Consider the following 16424-nt stretch of genomic DNA (forward strand, 5'->3'; position numbering starts at 1 on the left):
CCGCCGGCGCGTGGCCGGATTAGGAGCCGCCGTCCATCTGGTCCTGCATCTCCAGGTAGACGTTGTAGGCGTTGCGGCGGTGGGTGGCGTCGAAGGCGGGCAGCCCCTCGTAGTCGGACCAGTCGGTCTCGGCGTAGGCCTCCTCGAAGGGCACGAGGTTCTCCACCGCCTCGCCCATGCGCTCGCGCAGCTTGGAGATGTAGCCGCGCATGAACTTCACCGCCGCGGCGGCGTCCTTGTCGGCGGGACCGTGGCCCGGGATGATCATCCGTGGCTCGGGCTCCAGCTCCGCCACCCGCTCGACGCCGTCCAGCCAGTTGGCCGAGTCCACGTTGTCGCCCACGAAGGGGATCCGGCCGTCGAAGAGGATGTCCCCGGAGAAGACCACGTTGGACCCGTGGACGATCATCAGGGTGTCGTCGGGGGCGTGGGCGGGACCCACGTGGGCCAGCTCCACCCGTTTGTCGCCCATGTCGAGCACCTTGCGGTCGTCGAAAGTCTCGTCGGGCCCGATGACGCGGGTGTCCTCGTCCACCCAGGGGAACAGGGCCTCCCGGCGCTGCTCGAGGCGGGCCTCCGCTCCGGAGCCGCTCACGTAGCGCTCCGCGGCCTCGTGGGCGAGGATGGTGGCCTCGGTGTGGTCCTTGAAGGCCTGCAGGCCGTAGATGTGGTCGGCGTGGTAGTGGCCGATCACCACGTGGGTGACGGGCTTGTCCGTCACGCCGCGGATCTTCTCCAGGAGCTTCCAGCCCAGCGAGGGCGTGCCCAGGGCGTCGTAGACCACCACCCCCTTGTCGGTGACAACGAACCCGGCGTTGGACATGAAGCCCTGGTTGTCGGAATCGGGAACCCCGTTGCGGCCGATGACGTAATAGACGTCCTCGGCGGCCTGCTCCAGCTCCATGGAGATGTCCGCCTCCGCGTAGGGGACGTCCTCCCAGGAGACCGCCTCCGCTCCCGCGGAGGGCGCGAGGAAGCCGAGGCCGAGGAACAGCGGTATCCACCAGTAGTGGCGTATGGCGCGCGGCATTGAGGTCCCTCCCGATTTGTTGGGCCACCGAGAAAACGACCATAACCGTTTTGCGCAAGGGGGAAAATAGCATGCAAGGCGATTCGAACGCCCCCACCCTGGCCCGGGTCACGCTGCCCGATGCGGGCGGGCCGGCCAGCCGGGCGGTGGTCTGGCTGCACGGCCTGGGCGCCGACGGCCACGACTTCGTTCCCCTGTTCCAGGGGGTGGAGGAGCGCCTGCCCGGAATGCGGGTGGTCTTGCCGCACGCCCCGCAGCAGCCGGTGACCCTCAACGGCGGCATGCGCATGCGGGCCTGGTACGACATCGTCAGCCTGGAGACCACCGCGCAGCAGGATCTGGAGGGCATCCGGGCCTCCGCCGAGCGGGTCGGCGGGCTGCTCGACGAGCTGGAGGAGGAGGGCATCCCCGCCGAGCGGACCGTGCTGGGCGGCTTCTCCCAGGGCGCGGTTCTGGCGCTGTGGGCCGGGCTCGGGCGGCCCCGGCCCCTGGCCGGCATCGCCGCCCTGTCCGGCTACCTGCCCGCCGATCCCCCGCTGGCGGAGGCCCAGCGGGAAACGCCCATCTTCCTGGGCCACGGCCGCCACGACGGGGTGGTGCCCTTTCCCCTGGGGGAGGCGGCCCGCGACCGCCTGCGGGCCCTCGGCTGCAGCTCGGTAACCTGGCACCCCTACGAGCTGGACCACGGCGTCGACGCGGAGGAGGCCGGGGACCTGCTGGGCTGGCTGGAGGGGGTGCTTGCAGAAAGGGAGTAGGGCGTGTTGGGGAGGGCGGAGGCAGACCGGCTTGGCCGCCCCGGCAGCCGTTGGGGGCCCGCTAGGGGGCCGTCCCAAGCACCACGTCCCGCCGCCGCAGGTCCGCCAGGATGTCCGCGCCGAACGCCACCACCCGCTCGGGGTCGGGGTGGGCGATCTCGGCGGCGATGCGGCGCAGCAGCTCCGCTCCGGGGGCCGGCTCCTGTTCCATCAGCTCCAGGAGGCGGGCGGTGACGGGGTTGATCTCCAGGAAGCCGACGGCGTCGGCGCCGTCGCGGTAGACCACCAGGCAGGTGGATGTTTCGGGCGGCTCCTCGGGCCGGAAGTCGGGGCCGATGCGGTGCACGGGGAAGCGATAGCGGAGGCTCCAGGCCAGGGGCGAGCGCACCGGCGTCCCGGCGAGGAGGTCGCCGTCCGGGTCGGCGGGGAAGCCGGAGGGCTCCTCCTCCGCCGTGTACAGGGCCAGCTCCGCCCATTCGTAGTGGGCCAGCTCCTGCAGAAAGGGCGGATCGTCCGGCCGCTCGCCGCGCCCCTCGGCCAGGTAGGCGAGGAATTCCTCGGCCACCCGAGGGAAATAGGGCGTGGCGGCGCGGTGCTCGGCGAGGAAGGCCGCCACCCGCTCCCGCCAGGCCTCCTCGCCGAGGGTACGGCGCAGGACGGGGAAGGTGGAGGCGAGCAGGCCGTGCAGGTTGTTGAAGACCAGGCGCCGGTAGACGGAGCGGCCCCGCTCGTCGAGGCCCGGTGGGGGCGGATGGCGGTCCGGGTCGCGCAGGTGGGCGGTGAGGGCCTCCTGCTGCTCGCGCAGGGCCGCCGGGGGCGCGGGCTCGTCCCCGCTCCGCCAGCTCATGCCTCGGCCTCCGCGTACCGCTCCTGGGCACGGCGGATGGCGGCCACCTCCTCCAGCAGCTCCGGTAATGGCGGGATCTCGGTGTCGCGCTCCAGCAGGGTGGGGAGGGGGCCAAAGCGCCGGTAGGCCGCGTCCAGCAGATCCCAAACGGGGTCGATCACCGGCGCGCCGTGGGTGTCGATGAGCAGATCCGGTGCCTCCCGCCGGTGCCCGGCGATGTGGAGATAGGCCACGCGGTCGGCGGGCAGGGCGTCCAGGAAGGCCTCCGGGTCGTAGCCGTGGTTGGCGCTGTTCACGTAGACGTTGTTGACGTCCAGCAGCAGGTGGCAGTCGGCCTCCTCGGCCACGGCGGCGGTGAACTCCGCCTCGCTCATCTCCTGTCCGGGCGCGGCGTAGTAGGAGACGTTCTCCAGGGCCAGGGACCGCTCCAGGTGCTCCTGGACGCGCCGGACGCGCCCGGCCACGTAACGCACCGCCTCCTCGGTGAAAGGGATCGGTAGCAGGTCGTAGAGCTGGCCGTCGTCGGCGCAGAAGGAGAGGTGCTCGCTGTAGACGGCCACGTTCAGGCCGTCCAGGAAGCCCTTGAGGGCGTCGAGGTGGGCGTAATCCAGGGGCGCGGGGCCGCCGACGTTGAGGGACAGGCCGTGGGCGGCCAGCGGGCGGCCTTCCACCACGCGGCGGAAGTCCTTTCCGCGGGCGCCGCCCACGCCGATCCAGTTCTCCGGGGTCACCTCCAGGAAGTCGAGGTCGGCCCCCGCCTGCTCCAGGAGGGGGGCCACCAGGGCCCGGCGCAGGCCGAGCCCCGCCCCGTTCAAACCTCCTGTCGGGAGGCCGTCAGCCACCGGCGCACTTGCCCTCACCGCATTTCCCTTCGCCGCCATCCTTCTTGTCCTTGGCGGCCTTGTCCTTTTCGCCCTTGGATTTGTCGGCGTCGCTCATGCTGCCGCACTTGCCTTCTTCCCCTTTCTTGTCTTCGTCGCTGGCGTCGCCGCACCGGCCCTCCGCCTGGTTTTCGGCCACCATGTAGCCGCTGCCGAGGTCGGCCACTTGAAAGGGGTTGGTATCGGCCTGGGCACTGACCGCTCCCAGTGCGAGGCCCCCGGCCACTGTGGCCCCGAGTACGTAGTTGAGGCCATGGCTGCCCGGCTTGTGCTTGTCCGTCATGACTCCACCCTCCCGTTGTTGATTGTGGTGCCCGCCGCCCTGGGGGCGGGAGCTGCCCGGGCCATCCTATAGGGTATAGCCCTCTAAACACACTCTAACCCTAGATGGATTCAGGAGAAACCGAGGATTTCCAAGGGCTGGAGCTCGTGGTCGACAATCCTGTCCGGATCGCCCCCTACGGGGAAACGCTCGTTGCGGCGTCAGTGGGTGGAGACCGGCCTGCTTGCCTCCCGAGAAGTGGCTAGGTGGCCGCTTCCTCAGAGGGGGCTTCTGCCACGGACAGGCCATGAAGCCTTGCAACCCAACGGTCGGGTCCCGGCCCTCCTGCCTATTGCGCGTGCTCCTTGAGGAACTTGGCCGTTACCGCCAGGGCGTCGGGGTTCACGGAGATGGTGTCGATGCCCGCCTCCACCAGGAACTGGGCGAACTCCGGGTAGTCGCTGGGGGCCTGGCCGCAGATGCCGATCTTGCGGCCCTTGGCCTTCACTTTGCGGATGGCGTCGGCGATGAAGCGCTTCACCGCCTCGTCCCGCTCGTCGAACAGGGGGGACACCAGGGCGGAGTTGCGGTCCACGCCCAGGGTGAGCTGGGTGAGGTCGTTGGAGCCGATGGAGAAGCCGTCGAAGATCTCGGCGAACTCCTCGGCCAGGATCACGTTGGTGGGCAGCTCGCACATGATGTAGACCTCGAGGCCGTCCTCGCCCTGCTTTAGGCCGTTGCCCTCCAGCTCGGCCCGTACCTTCTCGCCCTCCTCCACGGTGCGGCAGAAGGGCACCATGATCTTCATGTTGGTGAGCCCCAGCTCATCGCGGGCGCGCCGGATCGCCTCGCACTCCATGGCGAAGCCTTCCCGGTAGGCCTCCGAATAGTAGCGGGAGGCCCCCCGGAAGCCGATCATGGGGTTCTCCTCCTCCGGCTCGAAGTACCGCCCGCCGATGAGGTTGGCGTACTCGCTGGACTTGAAGTCGGACAAACGGACGATGACGTCCTTGGGCCAGAAGCTGGCGGCGATGGTGGCCAGGCCCTCGGAGAGGGTGCGCACGAAGAACTCGTGGTTGTCGGCGAAGCCTTCCGTGCGGCGGCGGATCTCCGCCCGGTCCTGGTTGCTGGTGCGGTTGGGGTGGAGCAGCGCCATGGGATGGACGGCGATCTCGTTGTTGATGACGAACTCCATGCGCGCCAGGCCCACCCCATGGTTCGGAACCTGGGCGAAGGTGAACGCCCGCTCCGGGTTGCCCACGTTCATCATCAAGGCCACGGATTCGGGCAGGGACCCCTCGTCGATCTGCAGGTCCTCGACCGTGTAGTCCAGCTCGCCCGCGTAGATGTAGCCCGTGTCCCCCTCGGCGCAGGACAGGGTCACCCGCTGGTCCGGATCCAGGACCTCGGTGGCGTTGCCCGCGCCCACCACCGCCGGGATGCCCAGCTCCCGGGAGACGATGGCCGCGTGGCTGGTGCGCCCGCCGCGGTTGGTGATGATGCCGGCGGCCTGTTTCATGATCGGCTCCCAGTCGGGATCGGTCATGTCGGTGACCAGGATGTCCCCGGTGTTGAACTCCTTCAGGGCCTTGGGGCTCTCCACCACCCGCACCGGCCCGGTGGCGATGGCCGACCCCACGCTGCGGCCGGACACCAGCACCTCGCCGGTCTCGTTCAGGCGGTAGGAGCGCATTAGCCCCGGCTTCTTGCCGGCGTGCACCGTCTCCGGGCGGGCCTGGAGCATGAACAGCTCGCCCGTGTCCTGATCGCGGGCCCACTCCATGTCCATGGGGGTGGGCTTGCCGTGCACGGCGGAATAGTGCTTCTCCACGGCCACCGCCCAGCGCGCCAGGGTCAGGGCCTCCTCGTCGGAGAGTACGAAGCGGTTGCGCTCCCGGGCCGGGACGCGCTCGTTGTAGGCGTTGCCGTCCTCCCCGTAGACCATGCGCAGGGCCTTGTCCCCCAGCTTGCGGCGGATCAGGGCGGGCTTGCCCCGCTCCAGGAGGGGCTTGAAGATGTAGTACTCGTCGGGGTTCACCGCCCCCTGGACCACGTTCTCGCCCAGGCCGTAGGCGGCGGTCAGGAACACCGCGTTTTCGAAGCCGGATTCGGTGTCGATGGAGAACATCACCCCCGCCGCGCCGTGGTCGGCGTAGACCATCCGCTGCACGCCCACGGACAAGGCCACGTCCAGGTGGTCGAAGCCCCGCTTGGTGCGGTAGGAGATGGCGCGGTCGGTGAACAGGGAGGCGAAGCACTTGTGCACCGCGCGCACCAGGTTGTCCGCGCCGCGCACGTGCAGGTAGGTCTCCTGCTGTCCGGCGAAGCTGGCGTCGGGCAGGTCCTCGGCGGTGGCCGAGGAGCGCACCGCCACCGCCATGTCCTCGAGCCCGGACTCGGCGCACATCCGCCGGTAGGACTCCCGGACGCCGTGCTCCACCTCCTCGGGCAGGGCGGCGTCGAGGATCCAGCCGCGGGCCCGCTCGCCGGCGTAGGCCAGGTCGGCGCGGTTGGTGATGTCCAGGTCCCGGAACAGCTCACGCAGTGGCTCCCGCAGCCCGGCCTGGTCGAGCAGGGCCCGGTAGCCCCTGGCGGTGACGGCGAAGCCCCCGGGCACCCGCACCCCGGCCGCGGCCAGGCTGCGGGTGATCTCGCCCAGGGAGGCGTTCTTGCCGCCCACCTGGGCCACCATGTCCATGCTCAGGTCCTGGAACCAGATGATGTAGGGGGTTTCGTCCATGGATCTCTCCGTAGCCAGGTGCCAGGGGCGGGGCGGAGCCCGTACGGGCCCTTTCCATCCTCGTCTTCCTGCGGGCCGGTCCGCTATACTGTGCGCATCGGCAGCGGGGGCGGCCGCTCCCGGAGCCAGTGTGACGCGGAAATCCACCCCGGGAAAGGGGCCGCAGCCAGCGCGGGAACCGCACCATGAACAGCACCGACCTGACGGGCCACCTGCTGATCGCCCTGCCCACGCTCCAGGATTCCAACTTCGAGCACAGCGTGGTCTACATCTGCAACCACGGCGACGAGGGGGCCATGGGGGTGATCCTCAACCACCCCTCCACGGTGACCCTGGGGCAGGTCCTGGACCAGCTGGAGATCCCGCCCTCCGACCTGAGCGTGCAGGAGGAGCCGGTGTTCTCCGGCGGCCCGGTCCAGCCGGAGCAGGGCTTCGTGCTGCATTCCCCCGACCGCCTGTGGGACCAGAGCCTGCCGGTGAACGCGTTCAGCGCCCTCACCAGCTCCCGCGACATCCTGGAGGCCATCGCCGGCGGAGAGGGTCCGGAGCGGTTCCGGCTGATGCTGGGCTACGCCGGCTGGGGGCCGGGCCAGCTGGAGGGCGAGCTGCAGCAGGACGCCTGGCTCACCGTGCCCGCCAGCGCCGCGCTGCTGTTCGAGACCCCCTTCACGGATCTGCGCGAGGCCGCCGCCCGCTCCCTGGGCATCGACATGAGCCTGCTGGTGCAGCACGGCGGGCATGCGTAGCGGATAGCCGGCGTCCGGGCCCCTGAAGAACCCCGGTAGGAGCCCGCTTCAGCGGGCGATTCCATGGCAAGCCCGGATGCCTGCCGAAGGATCGCCCGCGAAAGCGGGCTCCTACAAGGGCTTCGCCTCCTGCGTAGGAGGCCACCGCCCCCAAGCGAACCAAACCACTCCCGCAAGGTGTGACGCATCCATGAATGCCCCCGCCAGCCCGGCCGCCGCGGACGCCCTGCCCCGCCACTTCCTGGGCCTGGAGGACGTGTCGGCGGCCACCATCAACCGCATCCTGGAGGAGGCCACCCGCTTCCGCCACCTGGTGGAGCAGCCGGACAAGAAGACGGACACCCTCAAGGGCCGCACGGTCATCAACCTGTTCTTCGAGTCCAGCACCCGCACCCGCACCAGCTTCGAGCTGGCGGGCAAGCGCCTGTCCGCGGACGTCATCAACATCAACGCCTCGGCCTCCGCCACCCAGAAGGGCGAGACCTGGATGGACACGGTGCGGACGCTGGAGGCCATGACCCCCGACGCCCTGGTCATCCGCCACGCCGAGAGCGGGGCCCCGCACCTGGCCGCCCGGGCGCTCACCAGCCACTGCTCGGTGATCAACGCCGGCGACGGCGCCCACGAGCATCCCACCCAGGCCCTGCTGGACATCCTGACCATCCAGCTGCACAAGGGGCCCATCGAGGGGCTGCGCGTGGCCATCGTGGGCGACACGGCCCACTCCCGCGTGGCCCGCTCGCAGATCCATGCCCTGCACACCATGGGCGCCGATGAGGTCCGGCTCATCGGTCCCAAGACCCTCATCCCGGCGGCGGCTGAAGAGGCCCTCGGCGTCCGGGTGTTCCACGACGCCGACGCCGGCCTCGAGGGGGTGGACGTGATCATCATGCTGCGCATGCAGATGGAGCGCATCCGTGGCGCGGCGGTGCCCAGCCAGCGCGAGTACTTCCGGCTCTACGGCCTGGACCGGCGGCGGGTGGGCCGGGCCGCCGACGACGTGCTGGTGATGCATCCCGGGCCCATGAACCGGGGGGTGGAGATCGCCTCGGAGGTCGCCGACGGCCCCTACTCGGTGATCCTGCCCCAGGTCACCAACGGCCTGGCCATCCGCATGGCGGTCCTGAAGCTCCTGGCGGGAGGGGAATCCGCATGAGAACGCTGATCCGCGGCGGCCGCGTCATCGACCCGGCCAGCGGCCGCGACGAGGTGGCCGACGTCGCCATCGCCAACGGCCGCATCCAGGCCGTCGGCGACGTGCCCGGGGACTTCGAAACGGACCGGGTCATCGACGCCGACGGCCTGGTGGTCTGTCCGGGGCTGGTGGACATGCACGTCCACCTGCGCGAGCCCGGTCAGGAGTGGAAGGAGGACATCGAGAGCGGCAGCCGCGCCGCCGTCGCGGGCGGTGTGACCTCGGTGGCCTGCATGGCCAACACCCGCCCCGTGAACGACCGCCGCTCCGTCACCGAGCAGATCAAGTCCACCGCCCAGCGGGTGGGGCTGAGCCGGGTGCATCCCATCGGCGCCGTCACCCGCGACCTGGCCGGCGAGACCCTCACCGAGATGCACGAGCTGGCCGGGGCGGGCTGCGTGGCCTTCTCCGACGACGGCCGTCCGGTGCCGGACGCCGGCATCATGCGTCGGGCCCTGGAGTACGCCGCCACCTTCGATTACCTGCTGATCCTGCACGAGGAGGAGGGGGCGTTGTCGGCGGGGGGCGCCATGAACGAGGGGGCCCACGCCACCCGCATGGGCCTGCCCGGCATCCCCAACGCCTCCGAGGACGTGATGATCGCCCGCGACGTGATCCTCGCCGAGCTCACCGGCGGGCGCATCCACATCGCCCACGTGGCCACGCGCGGCGGGGTGGAGCTGATCCGCCAGGCCCAGGCCAGGGGCCTGCCGGTCACTGGCGAGGCGGCGCCCCACCACCTGTTCCTCACCGACACCGACGTGGGCGCCTTCGACAGCCACGCCAAGATGGCCCCGCCCCTGCGCAGCCCGGAGGACCGCGCCGCGGTGCGCGCGGCGGTGGCGGACGGCACCCTGGCCGCCATCGCCACCGACCACGCCCCCCACGAGGCCGACGCCAAGAGCGAAGCCTTCGCCTGCTGCGCCAACGGCGTCACCGGCCTGGAGACGCTGCTGGGCCTGACCCTGCGCCTGGTGGACGAGGAGGTCATGGACCTGCCCACGGCCCTGGCGCGGGTCACCAGCGGCCCGGCGGGGGTGCTGGGCCTGGAGGCGGGCCGGCTCGGGGTGGGGGAGGTGGCGGACGTGTGCCTGTTCGATCCGCAGGGCGAATGGACGGTGGCGCCGGAGCGCATGTACAGCCGCTCGGTGAACACCCCCTTCGCCGGCTGGCGGCTGCGCGGACGGGTGACGCACACCCTGGTGGGCGGCCGGCTGGTGTATCCCTTCGGGGACGCGGAGTGAGCCGGCGCGCGCCCACCATCTTCGTGGAGGACGCCGAGGTCCTCGCGCACCGGGCGTGGCCCGGCGAGCAGTTCGAGCTGCGCCTGCGGGCGCCGGAGACCGCCGCTCGGGCCCGACCGGGTCAGTTCGTCCATCTGCGTTGCGACCCGGAGCTGCCCATGCGCCGGCCCCTGTCCATCCAGCGGGTGGAGCCCGAGGTGGGCGTGGTGGAGCTCCTCTACAAGCGCCTGGGCCACGGCACCCGCCGGCTGGCCCGGCGGGTGCCCGGCGAGCGGCTCAGCCTCATGGGCCCCATCGGCGAGCCCTTCCGGGTGGACGAGGCCGTCCACTACCCGGTGCTCATCGGCGGCGGGGTGGGCATCCCGCCCATGGTGTTCCTGGCGGAGAGGCTCAAGGACCGCAGCGACGTGGCCCCGGCGGCCTTCCTCGGCTCCGAGGTGCCCTTTCCCTTCGAGACCCGGCCCTCGGCGCTGGCGATGCCCGGCCTTCCGGCCGAGGCCACCCACGCCGACGTCCGGCTGGAGGAATGGGGCATCCCCAGCCGCCTGGCCTCCCGGGCCGGTCTGCCCGGGGCCTTCCCCGGCTATGTCACGGACCTGGTGCGGGCCTACCTGGAGCCCCTGGCCCCCGCCGAGCGCCGCCGGGCCGCCATCTACGCCGTGGGCCCGGAGCCCATGCTGGCGGCGGCCGCCCGGGTTGGGCGGGAGCTGGGCGTTCCGGTGTGGGTCTCCCTGGAGGAGTACATGGCCTGCGCCGTGGGCGGCTGCGCCGGCTGCACCGTGCGCGTGGAGGAGCCCACCGGCCCGGCCATGCGGCGGGTGTGCGTGGACGGCCCAGTGTTCCCCGCGGAGCGGGTCTTCCCCGAACCCTAGTACGGCTTTTCTGCGTAGGAGCCCGCTTTAGCGGGCGATCCGGGATTCGGACTCCGGAGTCATTCCTCCACCACCCGCTCCAGCCGGCCCCGGTACTCCGAGTCGGGGGCGATCTCCCGGATCAGCTGCAGCATCTGCCGCGCCATCCGGGGATGGCCCGCCTCCTGGTACAGCTTCCCCGCCTCGTAGAACTCCCGCGAGGCCTTGCCGTCCCGGCCCTCCCCCCAGTGGGCGGTGCCCAGGTTGTAGTGGGCGGAGATGTGCTCCGGGTCCAGGCGGATGGCCTCCCGGTACGCCTCCATCTCCTTCCGGGTCTCGCCGCTGTGGGCGTAGGCCACCCCCAGGTTGTAGAAGGCCTTCGCCGAATCGGGACGGAGCTCGGTGGCCCGCTTCAGCGCGCGGGCCGAGGCCCGGGGGCGATCCTCTTGGGCGAGGGCCACACCGAGCTCCAGGTGGGCGTCGGCCTGCCGGGGGTCCATGTCGATGGCGTCCCGGTACAGGGCGATGGCCGCCCTCCATTGGTGGTTTCGCGCGTACTCCTGGCCGTGACCGAGGAGGTTGCGGGCCTCCTCCGGGAGGGGGGACGGCTCTCCATCCCCCGCGGCCGGCGCCGTCGAAACCCCGAGCGTACCCAGCAGGGCACCGCCCATCAGGTAGGCCTGTAAACCCTTACCCCGACGGGGATCGCGCCGGTAGCGATGCGCCATGGCTTCCCTCCCTTTGTGCCTTTGTGCTCGGTTACGACCCTCCAGGGATAGCAGGCCCTTGAGGAAAAGGGGAACCCATATTGGAAGACCGGACCACGGCAAAGGTTCCCGGGCGCGGAGGCCTATTCCCGGCGCTGGCGAACGGTTATTCTGTGGCCTTCGTCCGGGTGGCGGCCCGCTCCGCGGTGCACTGGGCCCGGTCCCCAATCCCGCAGGAGAAACGGATGGCAGCAGGAGGGCCCATTCGGGTTCTGGTGGTGGACGATTCCGCGGTGGTCCGGTCCGTGCTGAGGAAGGGGCTGGAGGAGGCCGGTGGGCTGGAGGTGGTCGGTGTCGCCCATAACGGCCGCCAGGGCCTGGAGATGGTGGCTTCGACGCGACCGGACGCGGTGATCCTGGATGTGCTCATGCCGGAGATGACCGGCATCGAGTTCCTGGACCACCTGCAACCGGGGCAGGCGGAGACCCCCGTGGTGCTCATGTTCAGCTCCATGTCCAAGCAGGATGCGGAGGTTACCGTGGAGTGCCTGTCCCGGGGCGCCGAGGAGTTCATCAACAAGCCCGATCCGGGCCGGACGGGGCTGCGCGAGCCCCTGGAGGACACCGTGGGGGAGCTGGCCCGGACGGTCCGGGAGCTGGTGCGGGCCCGGCGGGAGCCGGGCCATGGCGAGGATGGCGGCCGCGGGGCGGCCGCCCGGGAAGGCCACTCCGGAGCAGGCGGGGTGCCCGCGGGATTCCAGCCGGACCTGGTGGTGATCGGCAGCTCCACTGGGGGACCCCAGACCCTGCACGCCATCCTGGGGGAGCTGGACCCGACCGGCGCGGCCCGGGTACCCGTCCTGCTGGTGCAGCACATGGCCCTGGGGTTCACCGGCGCCTTTGCCCAGCGGCTGGGAGAGCGGGGGCCGTTCCGGTGGCTGGAGGCCGAGGACGGCCAGAAGGTCCCCCTGGGCGCCGGGCTCGTGGCCCCCGGCGATCATCACATGCGGGTTTCCCGCGACGCCAAGCGCCTCACCGTCCACCTGGACCACCGGGAGCGGGTGAACTCCTGCCGCCCGGCGGTGGATCCGCTGTTCATTTCCGCCGCCGAGCTGCAGGGCACGCGGGTGCTCGGGATCGTGCTTACGGGCATGGGCCGGGACGGCCTGGAGGGGGCGCGCCGTATCCGCGCGGCCGGCGGCAAGGTGGTGGTCCAGGACGAGCGGAGCAGCGCGGTCTGGGGGATGCCCGGGGCCATCGCCCGGGAGGGCCTGGCGGACGCGGTGCTGGAGCCGGGGGAGATCGCCGCCCTGCTGGACCGGGTGCTGTTCTCCCGGGCCACCTCGGCGTGAGGTCCCGCCCATGAGCGAGCTCAGCCCGCAGTCCTTCGACCTTCTGGCCCGGTTCCTGAAGCGGGAGTCGGGGATCGTCCTGAAGCCGGAGAAGAGCTACTCTTTGCGCTCCAAGCTCCGGCCCCTGGCCCGCGAATGGGGCTACGACGGCCTCAACGACCTGGTCGCGCACGTCCACCGGGAGCGCCACAACCCCGAGGTGGTGGAGGCCATCCTCAACGCCCTGACCATCAAGGAGACCAGCTTCTTCCGGGACGGCCGCCCCTTCGAGGTGCTGCAGAGCCACGTCCTTCCGGCGCTCGCCGAGCGTCGGGGTGGCCGCGATCTCAAGCTGTGGAGCGCCGCTTGCTCCACCGGCCAGGAGGCCATTAGCCTGGCCATCAACCTGCGGGAATCCCTGTCCCCCGACCAGGCCGACCAGTGCATGGTAGTCGGCACCGACGTGAGCCAGAAGGCCATTTCCCGGGCCAAGAGCGCGGTCTATTCCGAACTGGAGATGCAGCGGGGCCTGCCCCCGGATCTCCGGCGCCGGTATTTCGAGCCGGTGGAGGGGGGCTACCGGCCGGTGGCGGAGATCCGGAACATGATCCGCTACCGCACCATGAACGTCCTGGAGGCCGATTTCCCACTGTCGCGATTCGATCTGGTCCTGTGCCGCAACGTCCTCATCTACTTCGACGAGGAGGGTCGGCGGAAGGCCCTGGACACGGTCCACCAGCGCCTAACGGCAGGCGGCTACCTGTTCACCGGGGCCGGCGAGGACGCGCAGCGGATGGACAACCGCTTCGAGCGCGATCGGATCGATGGCGTCCAGTGCTTCCGCAAGGGCCGGGAGGCCTAGCCCCCGCCCGGGCTTGAACGGCAACCACACGGAGGATCCCATGCCCCTGACGCGGGTCGTTACCAACCAGGAGCTGTCCACCAGCGAGGAGCGGCGGGGCCTGCTCGGCGCCCTCTCGGAGCGCACCGCCGAGCTGCTGGGCAAGCCGGAGAGCTACGTGATGGTGACCCTGGAAACCGGCCGGGACGTGCTGTTCGGCGGCGGCGATGAGCCAGCCGCCTATGTGGAGCTGGCCAGCCTGGGCCTGCCCCAGGACCGGACGGGGGAGCTATCGGCGGGGCTGTGCGACGTCCTGAGCGAGCGGCTGGGGGTGCCTCCGGCCCGCACCTACATCCATTTTCAGGACGTGGAGCGGCATCTCTGGGGCACCAACCGCACCACCTTCGGCTGAAGCACCGGAGGTCCGGGTGGGATCCCGGCCGGGGCCAGCGGGTCTAGCCCCCGGATCCCGCCGCCTCCCGCTCTGCGAACAGGCTGGCCACCTCGCGGGGGTAGCGCTCCTTCACCACCTTGCGGCGGATTTTCAAAGTCGGGGTTACCTCGCCCGCCTCCTCGGTGAAGGGCTGCTGCAGCACGCGGAAGCGCCGGACCTGCTCCCAGGCGGGCAGGTCTTTCAGGGCATCGTGGACGGCCCCCCGGATCAGGCGCATGACGGCACGGTCCTCCGGATCCTCCGGGGGCGAGTCGGTGCCCAGTCGCTCGGTTACCTGCTGCCAGTTGGGCACGATCAGGGCCCCGAGGTAGGCCTCGCCGTCCCCGAATACCACCGCCTGCTGGATCAGGGGCTGGGCCGCGAGGCGCAGCTCCACCCGCTGCGGAGGGATGTTCTTGCCCCCCGAGGTGACGATGAGGTCCTTCTTGCGGTCGGTGACGTATAGGTAGCCGGCCTCGTCCACCCCGCCAATGTCCCCCGTGCACAGCCACTCGCCGGAGAAGGTCTGCGCGGTTTCCTCCGGCTTGCCCCAGTAGCCCCGCATCACCGAAGGGCCTCGCACCAGGATCTCCCCGTCGTCCGCCGCCCGTGCCTCCACGTTGGGCAGCGGGGGCCCCACCGTCCCCGGGCGCATGGCCCCCGGCGGGTTAACGCTTACCACCGGACTGGTCTCCGTCTGGCCGTAGCCCTCCAGGATGGGAAGCCCCGCCGAGCGGAAGAAGGACGCCACCTCCGGGGCCAGGGGGGCGCCGCCGCTCACCAGCAACCGGACGCGGCCCCCCAGGCGCCTGCGGAGGCGCCCCCCGAGCAGGCGCCGGCCGAGGGCCCGCCGCAGGGGACCGCCCGATCCGGCCCAGGCCAGGGTCAGGCCGGCCAGGCGGCTCCGTTCGGCCTGGGCCTGCGCGCGCTCGTGGAACAGCTGGAACAGCCGGGGCACCGCCAGCAGGATGGTGGGGCGGGCGGTGGCGAGATCGGAGGCGATGGACTGGGGGCCGCGGGCATAGGCCACCTCGGCCCCGCTCAGGTAGGCCAGGAAATGGCCGGTGGTGCGCTCGAAGACGTGGGCCAGGGGCAGCACGGAAAGGAATCGGTCGCCTTCCTCGACGGAGAGCACCTCCAGGATCCCCTCCAGGTTGGCCAGCAGGTTGCCGTGGGTGAGCTCCACCCCCTTCGGCCAGCCGGTGGTCCCGGAGGTATAGACCAGGGTGGCCAGCTGGTCCCGCTGGACGGCCTCAGTGCGCAAACGCACGGTGGCCTTTTCCACTCCCTCCCCGGTGGCGAGGAAGGCGTCCCAGTCGCGAAAGGGGGGCTCCAGCGTCTGGTCGCCCGGGTCGCGGACCGCCACGGGCGGCAGGTAGGAATCCCGCGCGGCCAGCGCCGACAGGTCCGCCACAGACTTGGGACCCTGGATGCAGATCAGGGAAGGGGCGGAATCCTCCAGCAGGTAGCGCAGATCCGTGGGCTGCTGGCCCTGGTAGAGGGGCACCACCACCAGGCCCAGGAGCTGGGCGGCCCAGTCCACCGCGGCCCAGAAGCGGCCGTTGGGGCCCATCAGGGCCACCCGGTCCCCGGCCACCAGGCCGGAGCCGGCGAAGGCCCGTGCGATGTCCACCACTTCCTCGGCGAAGGCCCGGGCGCTTACCGGATGGAAACGCTGCCCGTCGGGCTCCAGGCAGGCGGTTGCCTCGGGGCTGGCGGCGACGCGGTCCAGGAAGGCGGCCCCCAGGCTGGGGGCGTTCCGGATCCGCTCCAGGGGGGAGGAGGAGAGTGGTCGCTGCGTGGGTTCCTCGTCTGCCATACGGAGCCTTTCAGTCGCCGGCGCGGATGAGGCTGCCCAGTCCCGCGTCGAGGAGGGCCCCCTCCACCCGGGTCCGGGTGGAGCTGGTGCACTCGTCGGTCTGGGCCCGCTCGGCGAGGTCCCGGGTTTGGCTGGTGGAGAAGGAGCGCAGCACCCACTTGATGCGCAGCAGGGCCCCTGCGCTCATGGACAGCTCGTCCACCCCCATGCCGGCGAGCAGCAGGGCGCCCACCGGGTCGGCGGCCATCTCGCCGCACACGGAGACCGGCCGGCCCTCGCCGTGGGCCTCCTCCACCACGGTTCGGATGGCGTGCAGCACCGCCGGGTGGAGGGAATCGAACAGGCTGGCCACCCGGGCGTTGTTGCGGTCCACCGCAAGAAGATACTGGGTCAGATCGTTGGTGCCAATGGATAGGAAATTTACCCGGCGCGCGATGGCCGCCGTCTGGAAGACCGCCGAAGGGACCTCGATCATGGCGCCCACCGGCAGCTCGGGGGCCGACTCGCCCACGGAGGCCAGCTCCTTGCGGGCCCGCTCAATGAGGCCCAGGGCCTCGTCCAGCTCGTCCACCGTGGTGACCATGGGCAGCAGCACCCGGACGTTGCCCGAGGGGGCCGCCCGCAGGATGGCCCGCAGCTGGGTGAGGAAGATCTCCGGATGGTCCAGCGACAGCCGCAGCCCCCGCCAGCCCAGGAAGGGGTTGTCCTCCTGGATGGGGAGGTAGGGCAGCAGCTTGTCCCC

At 71.1% G+C, this 16424-nt stretch carries 16 protein-coding genes; 8 read left to right on the forward strand and 8 right to left on the reverse strand.

From position 1 onward, the window contains the following. Window positions 1–19 precede the first annotated feature (19 nt). The gene (locus tag ACLFRB_RS07480; protein WP_411068405.1) at window positions 20–904 is read right to left on the reverse strand and encodes an MBL fold metallo-hydrolase; all 885 of its coding nucleotides are present in this window, start codon (window positions 902–904) and stop codon (window positions 20–22) included. 197 nt (window positions 905–1101) lie between these two features. On the opposite strand from ACLFRB_RS07480, the gene ACLFRB_RS07485 reads away from it, so the two are divergent. Next, complete coding sequence (locus ACLFRB_RS07485) at window positions 1102–1785, forward strand: alpha/beta hydrolase (RefSeq protein WP_411068388.1); 684 nt, start codon at window positions 1102–1104, stop codon at window positions 1783–1785. A gap of 61 nt (window positions 1786–1846) precedes the next feature. Here the strand turns inward: ACLFRB_RS07485 and ACLFRB_RS07490 are convergent, their stop codons facing one another. From ACLFRB_RS07490 to ppsA, 4 genes are all read right to left on the reverse strand, one after another. Next, on the reverse strand, window positions 1847–2632 hold the full coding sequence (locus tag ACLFRB_RS07490; protein WP_411068389.1) for a DUF2063 domain-containing protein: 786 nt from the start codon (window positions 2630–2632) through the stop codon (window positions 1847–1849). Further along, entirely contained in the window at window positions 2629–3447 is an 819-nt protein-coding gene (locus ACLFRB_RS07495) for a DUF692 domain-containing protein (RefSeq protein ID WP_411068390.1), read from the reverse strand. Before ACLFRB_RS07495 ends, ACLFRB_RS07490 begins: the two co-directional genes overlap by 4 nt. A gap of 19 nt (window positions 3448–3466) precedes the next feature. After that, window positions 3467–3796 carry a hypothetical protein gene (locus ACLFRB_RS07500; RefSeq protein WP_411068391.1) on the reverse strand — a complete coding sequence of 110 codons (330 nt, stop codon included), beginning with the start codon at window positions 3794–3796 and terminating at the stop codon, window positions 3467–3469. Between the two features lie 328 nt (window positions 3797–4124). After that, entirely contained in the window at window positions 4125–6515 is a 2391-nt protein-coding gene (gene ppsA, locus ACLFRB_RS07505; RefSeq protein ID WP_411068392.1) for a phosphoenolpyruvate synthase, read from the reverse strand. Window positions 6516–6700: 185 nt separating this feature from the next. Here ppsA and ACLFRB_RS07510 point away from each other — a divergent pair, with 185 nt between their 5' ends. From ACLFRB_RS07510 to ACLFRB_RS07525, 4 genes are all read left to right on the forward strand, one after another. Next, window positions 6701–7261: a YqgE/AlgH family protein gene (locus ACLFRB_RS07510; RefSeq protein ID WP_411068393.1), complete on the forward strand. Its 561-nt coding sequence runs from the start codon at window positions 6701–6703 to the stop codon at window positions 7259–7261. Window positions 7262–7451: 190 nt separating this feature from the next. Next, window positions 7452–8417, forward strand: coding sequence for an aspartate carbamoyltransferase catalytic subunit (locus ACLFRB_RS07515; protein ID WP_411068394.1), 966 nt, complete (start codon window positions 7452–7454; stop codon window positions 8415–8417). After that, the gene (locus ACLFRB_RS07520) at window positions 8414–9700 is read left to right on the forward strand and encodes a dihydroorotase (RefSeq protein ID WP_411068395.1); all 1287 of its coding nucleotides are present in this window, start codon (window positions 8414–8416) and stop codon (window positions 9698–9700) included. The genes ACLFRB_RS07515 and ACLFRB_RS07520 overlap by 4 nt, the downstream gene beginning before the upstream one ends. After that, window positions 9697–10572: a dihydroorotate dehydrogenase electron transfer subunit gene (locus ACLFRB_RS07525; protein WP_411068396.1), complete on the forward strand. Its 876-nt coding sequence runs from the start codon at window positions 9697–9699 to the stop codon at window positions 10570–10572. Before ACLFRB_RS07520 ends, ACLFRB_RS07525 begins: the two co-directional genes overlap by 4 nt. A gap of 59 nt (window positions 10573–10631) precedes the next feature. On the opposite strand, the gene ACLFRB_RS07530 is transcribed toward ACLFRB_RS07525, so the two are convergent. Next, window positions 10632–11279, reverse strand: a complete 648-nt coding sequence (locus ACLFRB_RS07530; protein WP_411068397.1) for a tetratricopeptide repeat protein — start codon at window positions 11277–11279, stop codon at window positions 10632–10634. Between the two features lie 224 nt (window positions 11280–11503). On the opposite strand from ACLFRB_RS07530, the gene cheB reads away from it, so the two are divergent. Genes cheB through ACLFRB_RS07545 form a run of 3 tightly spaced genes read left to right on the forward strand, consistent with a single transcriptional unit; the run spans window position 11504 to window position 13842 of the window. Next, window positions 11504–12610 (forward strand): chemotaxis-specific protein-glutamate methyltransferase CheB, encoded by a 1107-nt coding sequence (gene cheB, locus ACLFRB_RS07535; RefSeq protein ID WP_411068398.1) that lies wholly within the window; start codon window positions 11504–11506, stop codon window positions 12608–12610. 10 nt (window positions 12611–12620) lie between these two features. Next, window positions 12621–13451: a CheR family methyltransferase gene (locus ACLFRB_RS07540; RefSeq protein ID WP_411068399.1), complete on the forward strand. Its 831-nt coding sequence runs from the start codon at window positions 12621–12623 to the stop codon at window positions 13449–13451. A 40-nt stretch (window positions 13452–13491) separates the two neighbouring features. Then, the gene (locus ACLFRB_RS07545) at window positions 13492–13842 is read left to right on the forward strand and encodes a phenylpyruvate tautomerase MIF-related protein (RefSeq protein WP_411068400.1); all 351 of its coding nucleotides are present in this window, start codon (window positions 13492–13494) and stop codon (window positions 13840–13842) included. Between the two features lie 43 nt (window positions 13843–13885). Here the strand turns inward: ACLFRB_RS07545 and ACLFRB_RS07550 are convergent, their stop codons facing one another. Together ACLFRB_RS07550 and ACLFRB_RS07555 are read right to left on the reverse strand one after the other, a co-directional pair. Continuing rightward, complete coding sequence (locus tag ACLFRB_RS07550; protein WP_411068401.1) at window positions 13886–15682, reverse strand: AMP-dependent synthetase/ligase; 1797 nt, start codon at window positions 15680–15682, stop codon at window positions 13886–13888. A 10-nt stretch (window positions 15683–15692) separates the two neighbouring features. After that, window positions 15693–16424, reverse strand: a 732-nt coding sequence (locus tag ACLFRB_RS07555) for a putative PEP-binding protein (protein ID WP_411068402.1), incomplete at its 5' end; no start/stop codon positions are given.

The organism is Thiohalorhabdus sp. (assembly GCF_046545655.1).
Lineage (GTDB): Bacteria > Pseudomonadota > Gammaproteobacteria > Thiohalorhabdales > Thiohalorhabdaceae > Thiohalorhabdus.

Bases quoted from the DNA above. Each gene is read 5' to 3' on its own strand.
- ACLFRB_RS07480 (WP_411068405.1), bottom strand. From the start codon at position 904: ATGGAGCTGGAGCAGGCCGCCGAGGACGTCTATTACGTCATCGGCCGC.
- ACLFRB_RS07485 (WP_411068388.1), top strand. From the start codon at position 1,102: ATGCAAGGCGATTCGAACGCCCCCACCCTGGCCCGGGTCACGCTGCCC.
- ACLFRB_RS07490 (WP_411068389.1), bottom strand. From the start codon at position 2,632: ATGAGCTGGCGGAGCGGGGACGAGCCCGCGCCCCCGGCGGCCCTGCGC.
- ACLFRB_RS07500 (WP_411068391.1), bottom strand. From the start codon at position 3,796: ATGACGGACAAGCACAAGCCGGGCAGCCATGGCCTCAACTACGTACTC.
- ppsA (WP_411068392.1), bottom strand. From the start codon at position 6,515: ATGGACGAAACCCCCTACATCATCTGGTTCCAGGACCTGAGCATGGAC.
- ACLFRB_RS07510 (WP_411068393.1), top strand. From the start codon at position 6,701: ATGAACAGCACCGACCTGACGGGCCACCTGCTGATCGCCCTGCCCACG.
- ACLFRB_RS07515 (WP_411068394.1), top strand. From the start codon at position 7,452: ATGAATGCCCCCGCCAGCCCGGCCGCCGCGGACGCCCTGCCCCGCCAC.
- ACLFRB_RS07520 (WP_411068395.1), top strand. From the start codon at position 8,414: ATGAGAACGCTGATCCGCGGCGGCCGCGTCATCGACCCGGCCAGCGGC.
- ACLFRB_RS07530 (WP_411068397.1), bottom strand. From the start codon at position 11,279: ATGGCGCATCGCTACCGGCGCGATCCCCGTCGGGGTAAGGGTTTACAG.
- cheB (WP_411068398.1), top strand. From the start codon at position 11,504: ATGGCAGCAGGAGGGCCCATTCGGGTTCTGGTGGTGGACGATTCCGCG.
- ACLFRB_RS07540 (WP_411068399.1), top strand. From the start codon at position 12,621: ATGAGCGAGCTCAGCCCGCAGTCCTTCGACCTTCTGGCCCGGTTCCTG.
- ACLFRB_RS07545 (WP_411068400.1), top strand. From the start codon at position 13,492: ATGCCCCTGACGCGGGTCGTTACCAACCAGGAGCTGTCCACCAGCGAG.
- ACLFRB_RS07550 (WP_411068401.1), bottom strand. From the start codon at position 15,682: ATGGCAGACGAGGAACCCACGCAGCGACCACTCTCCTCCTCCCCCCTG.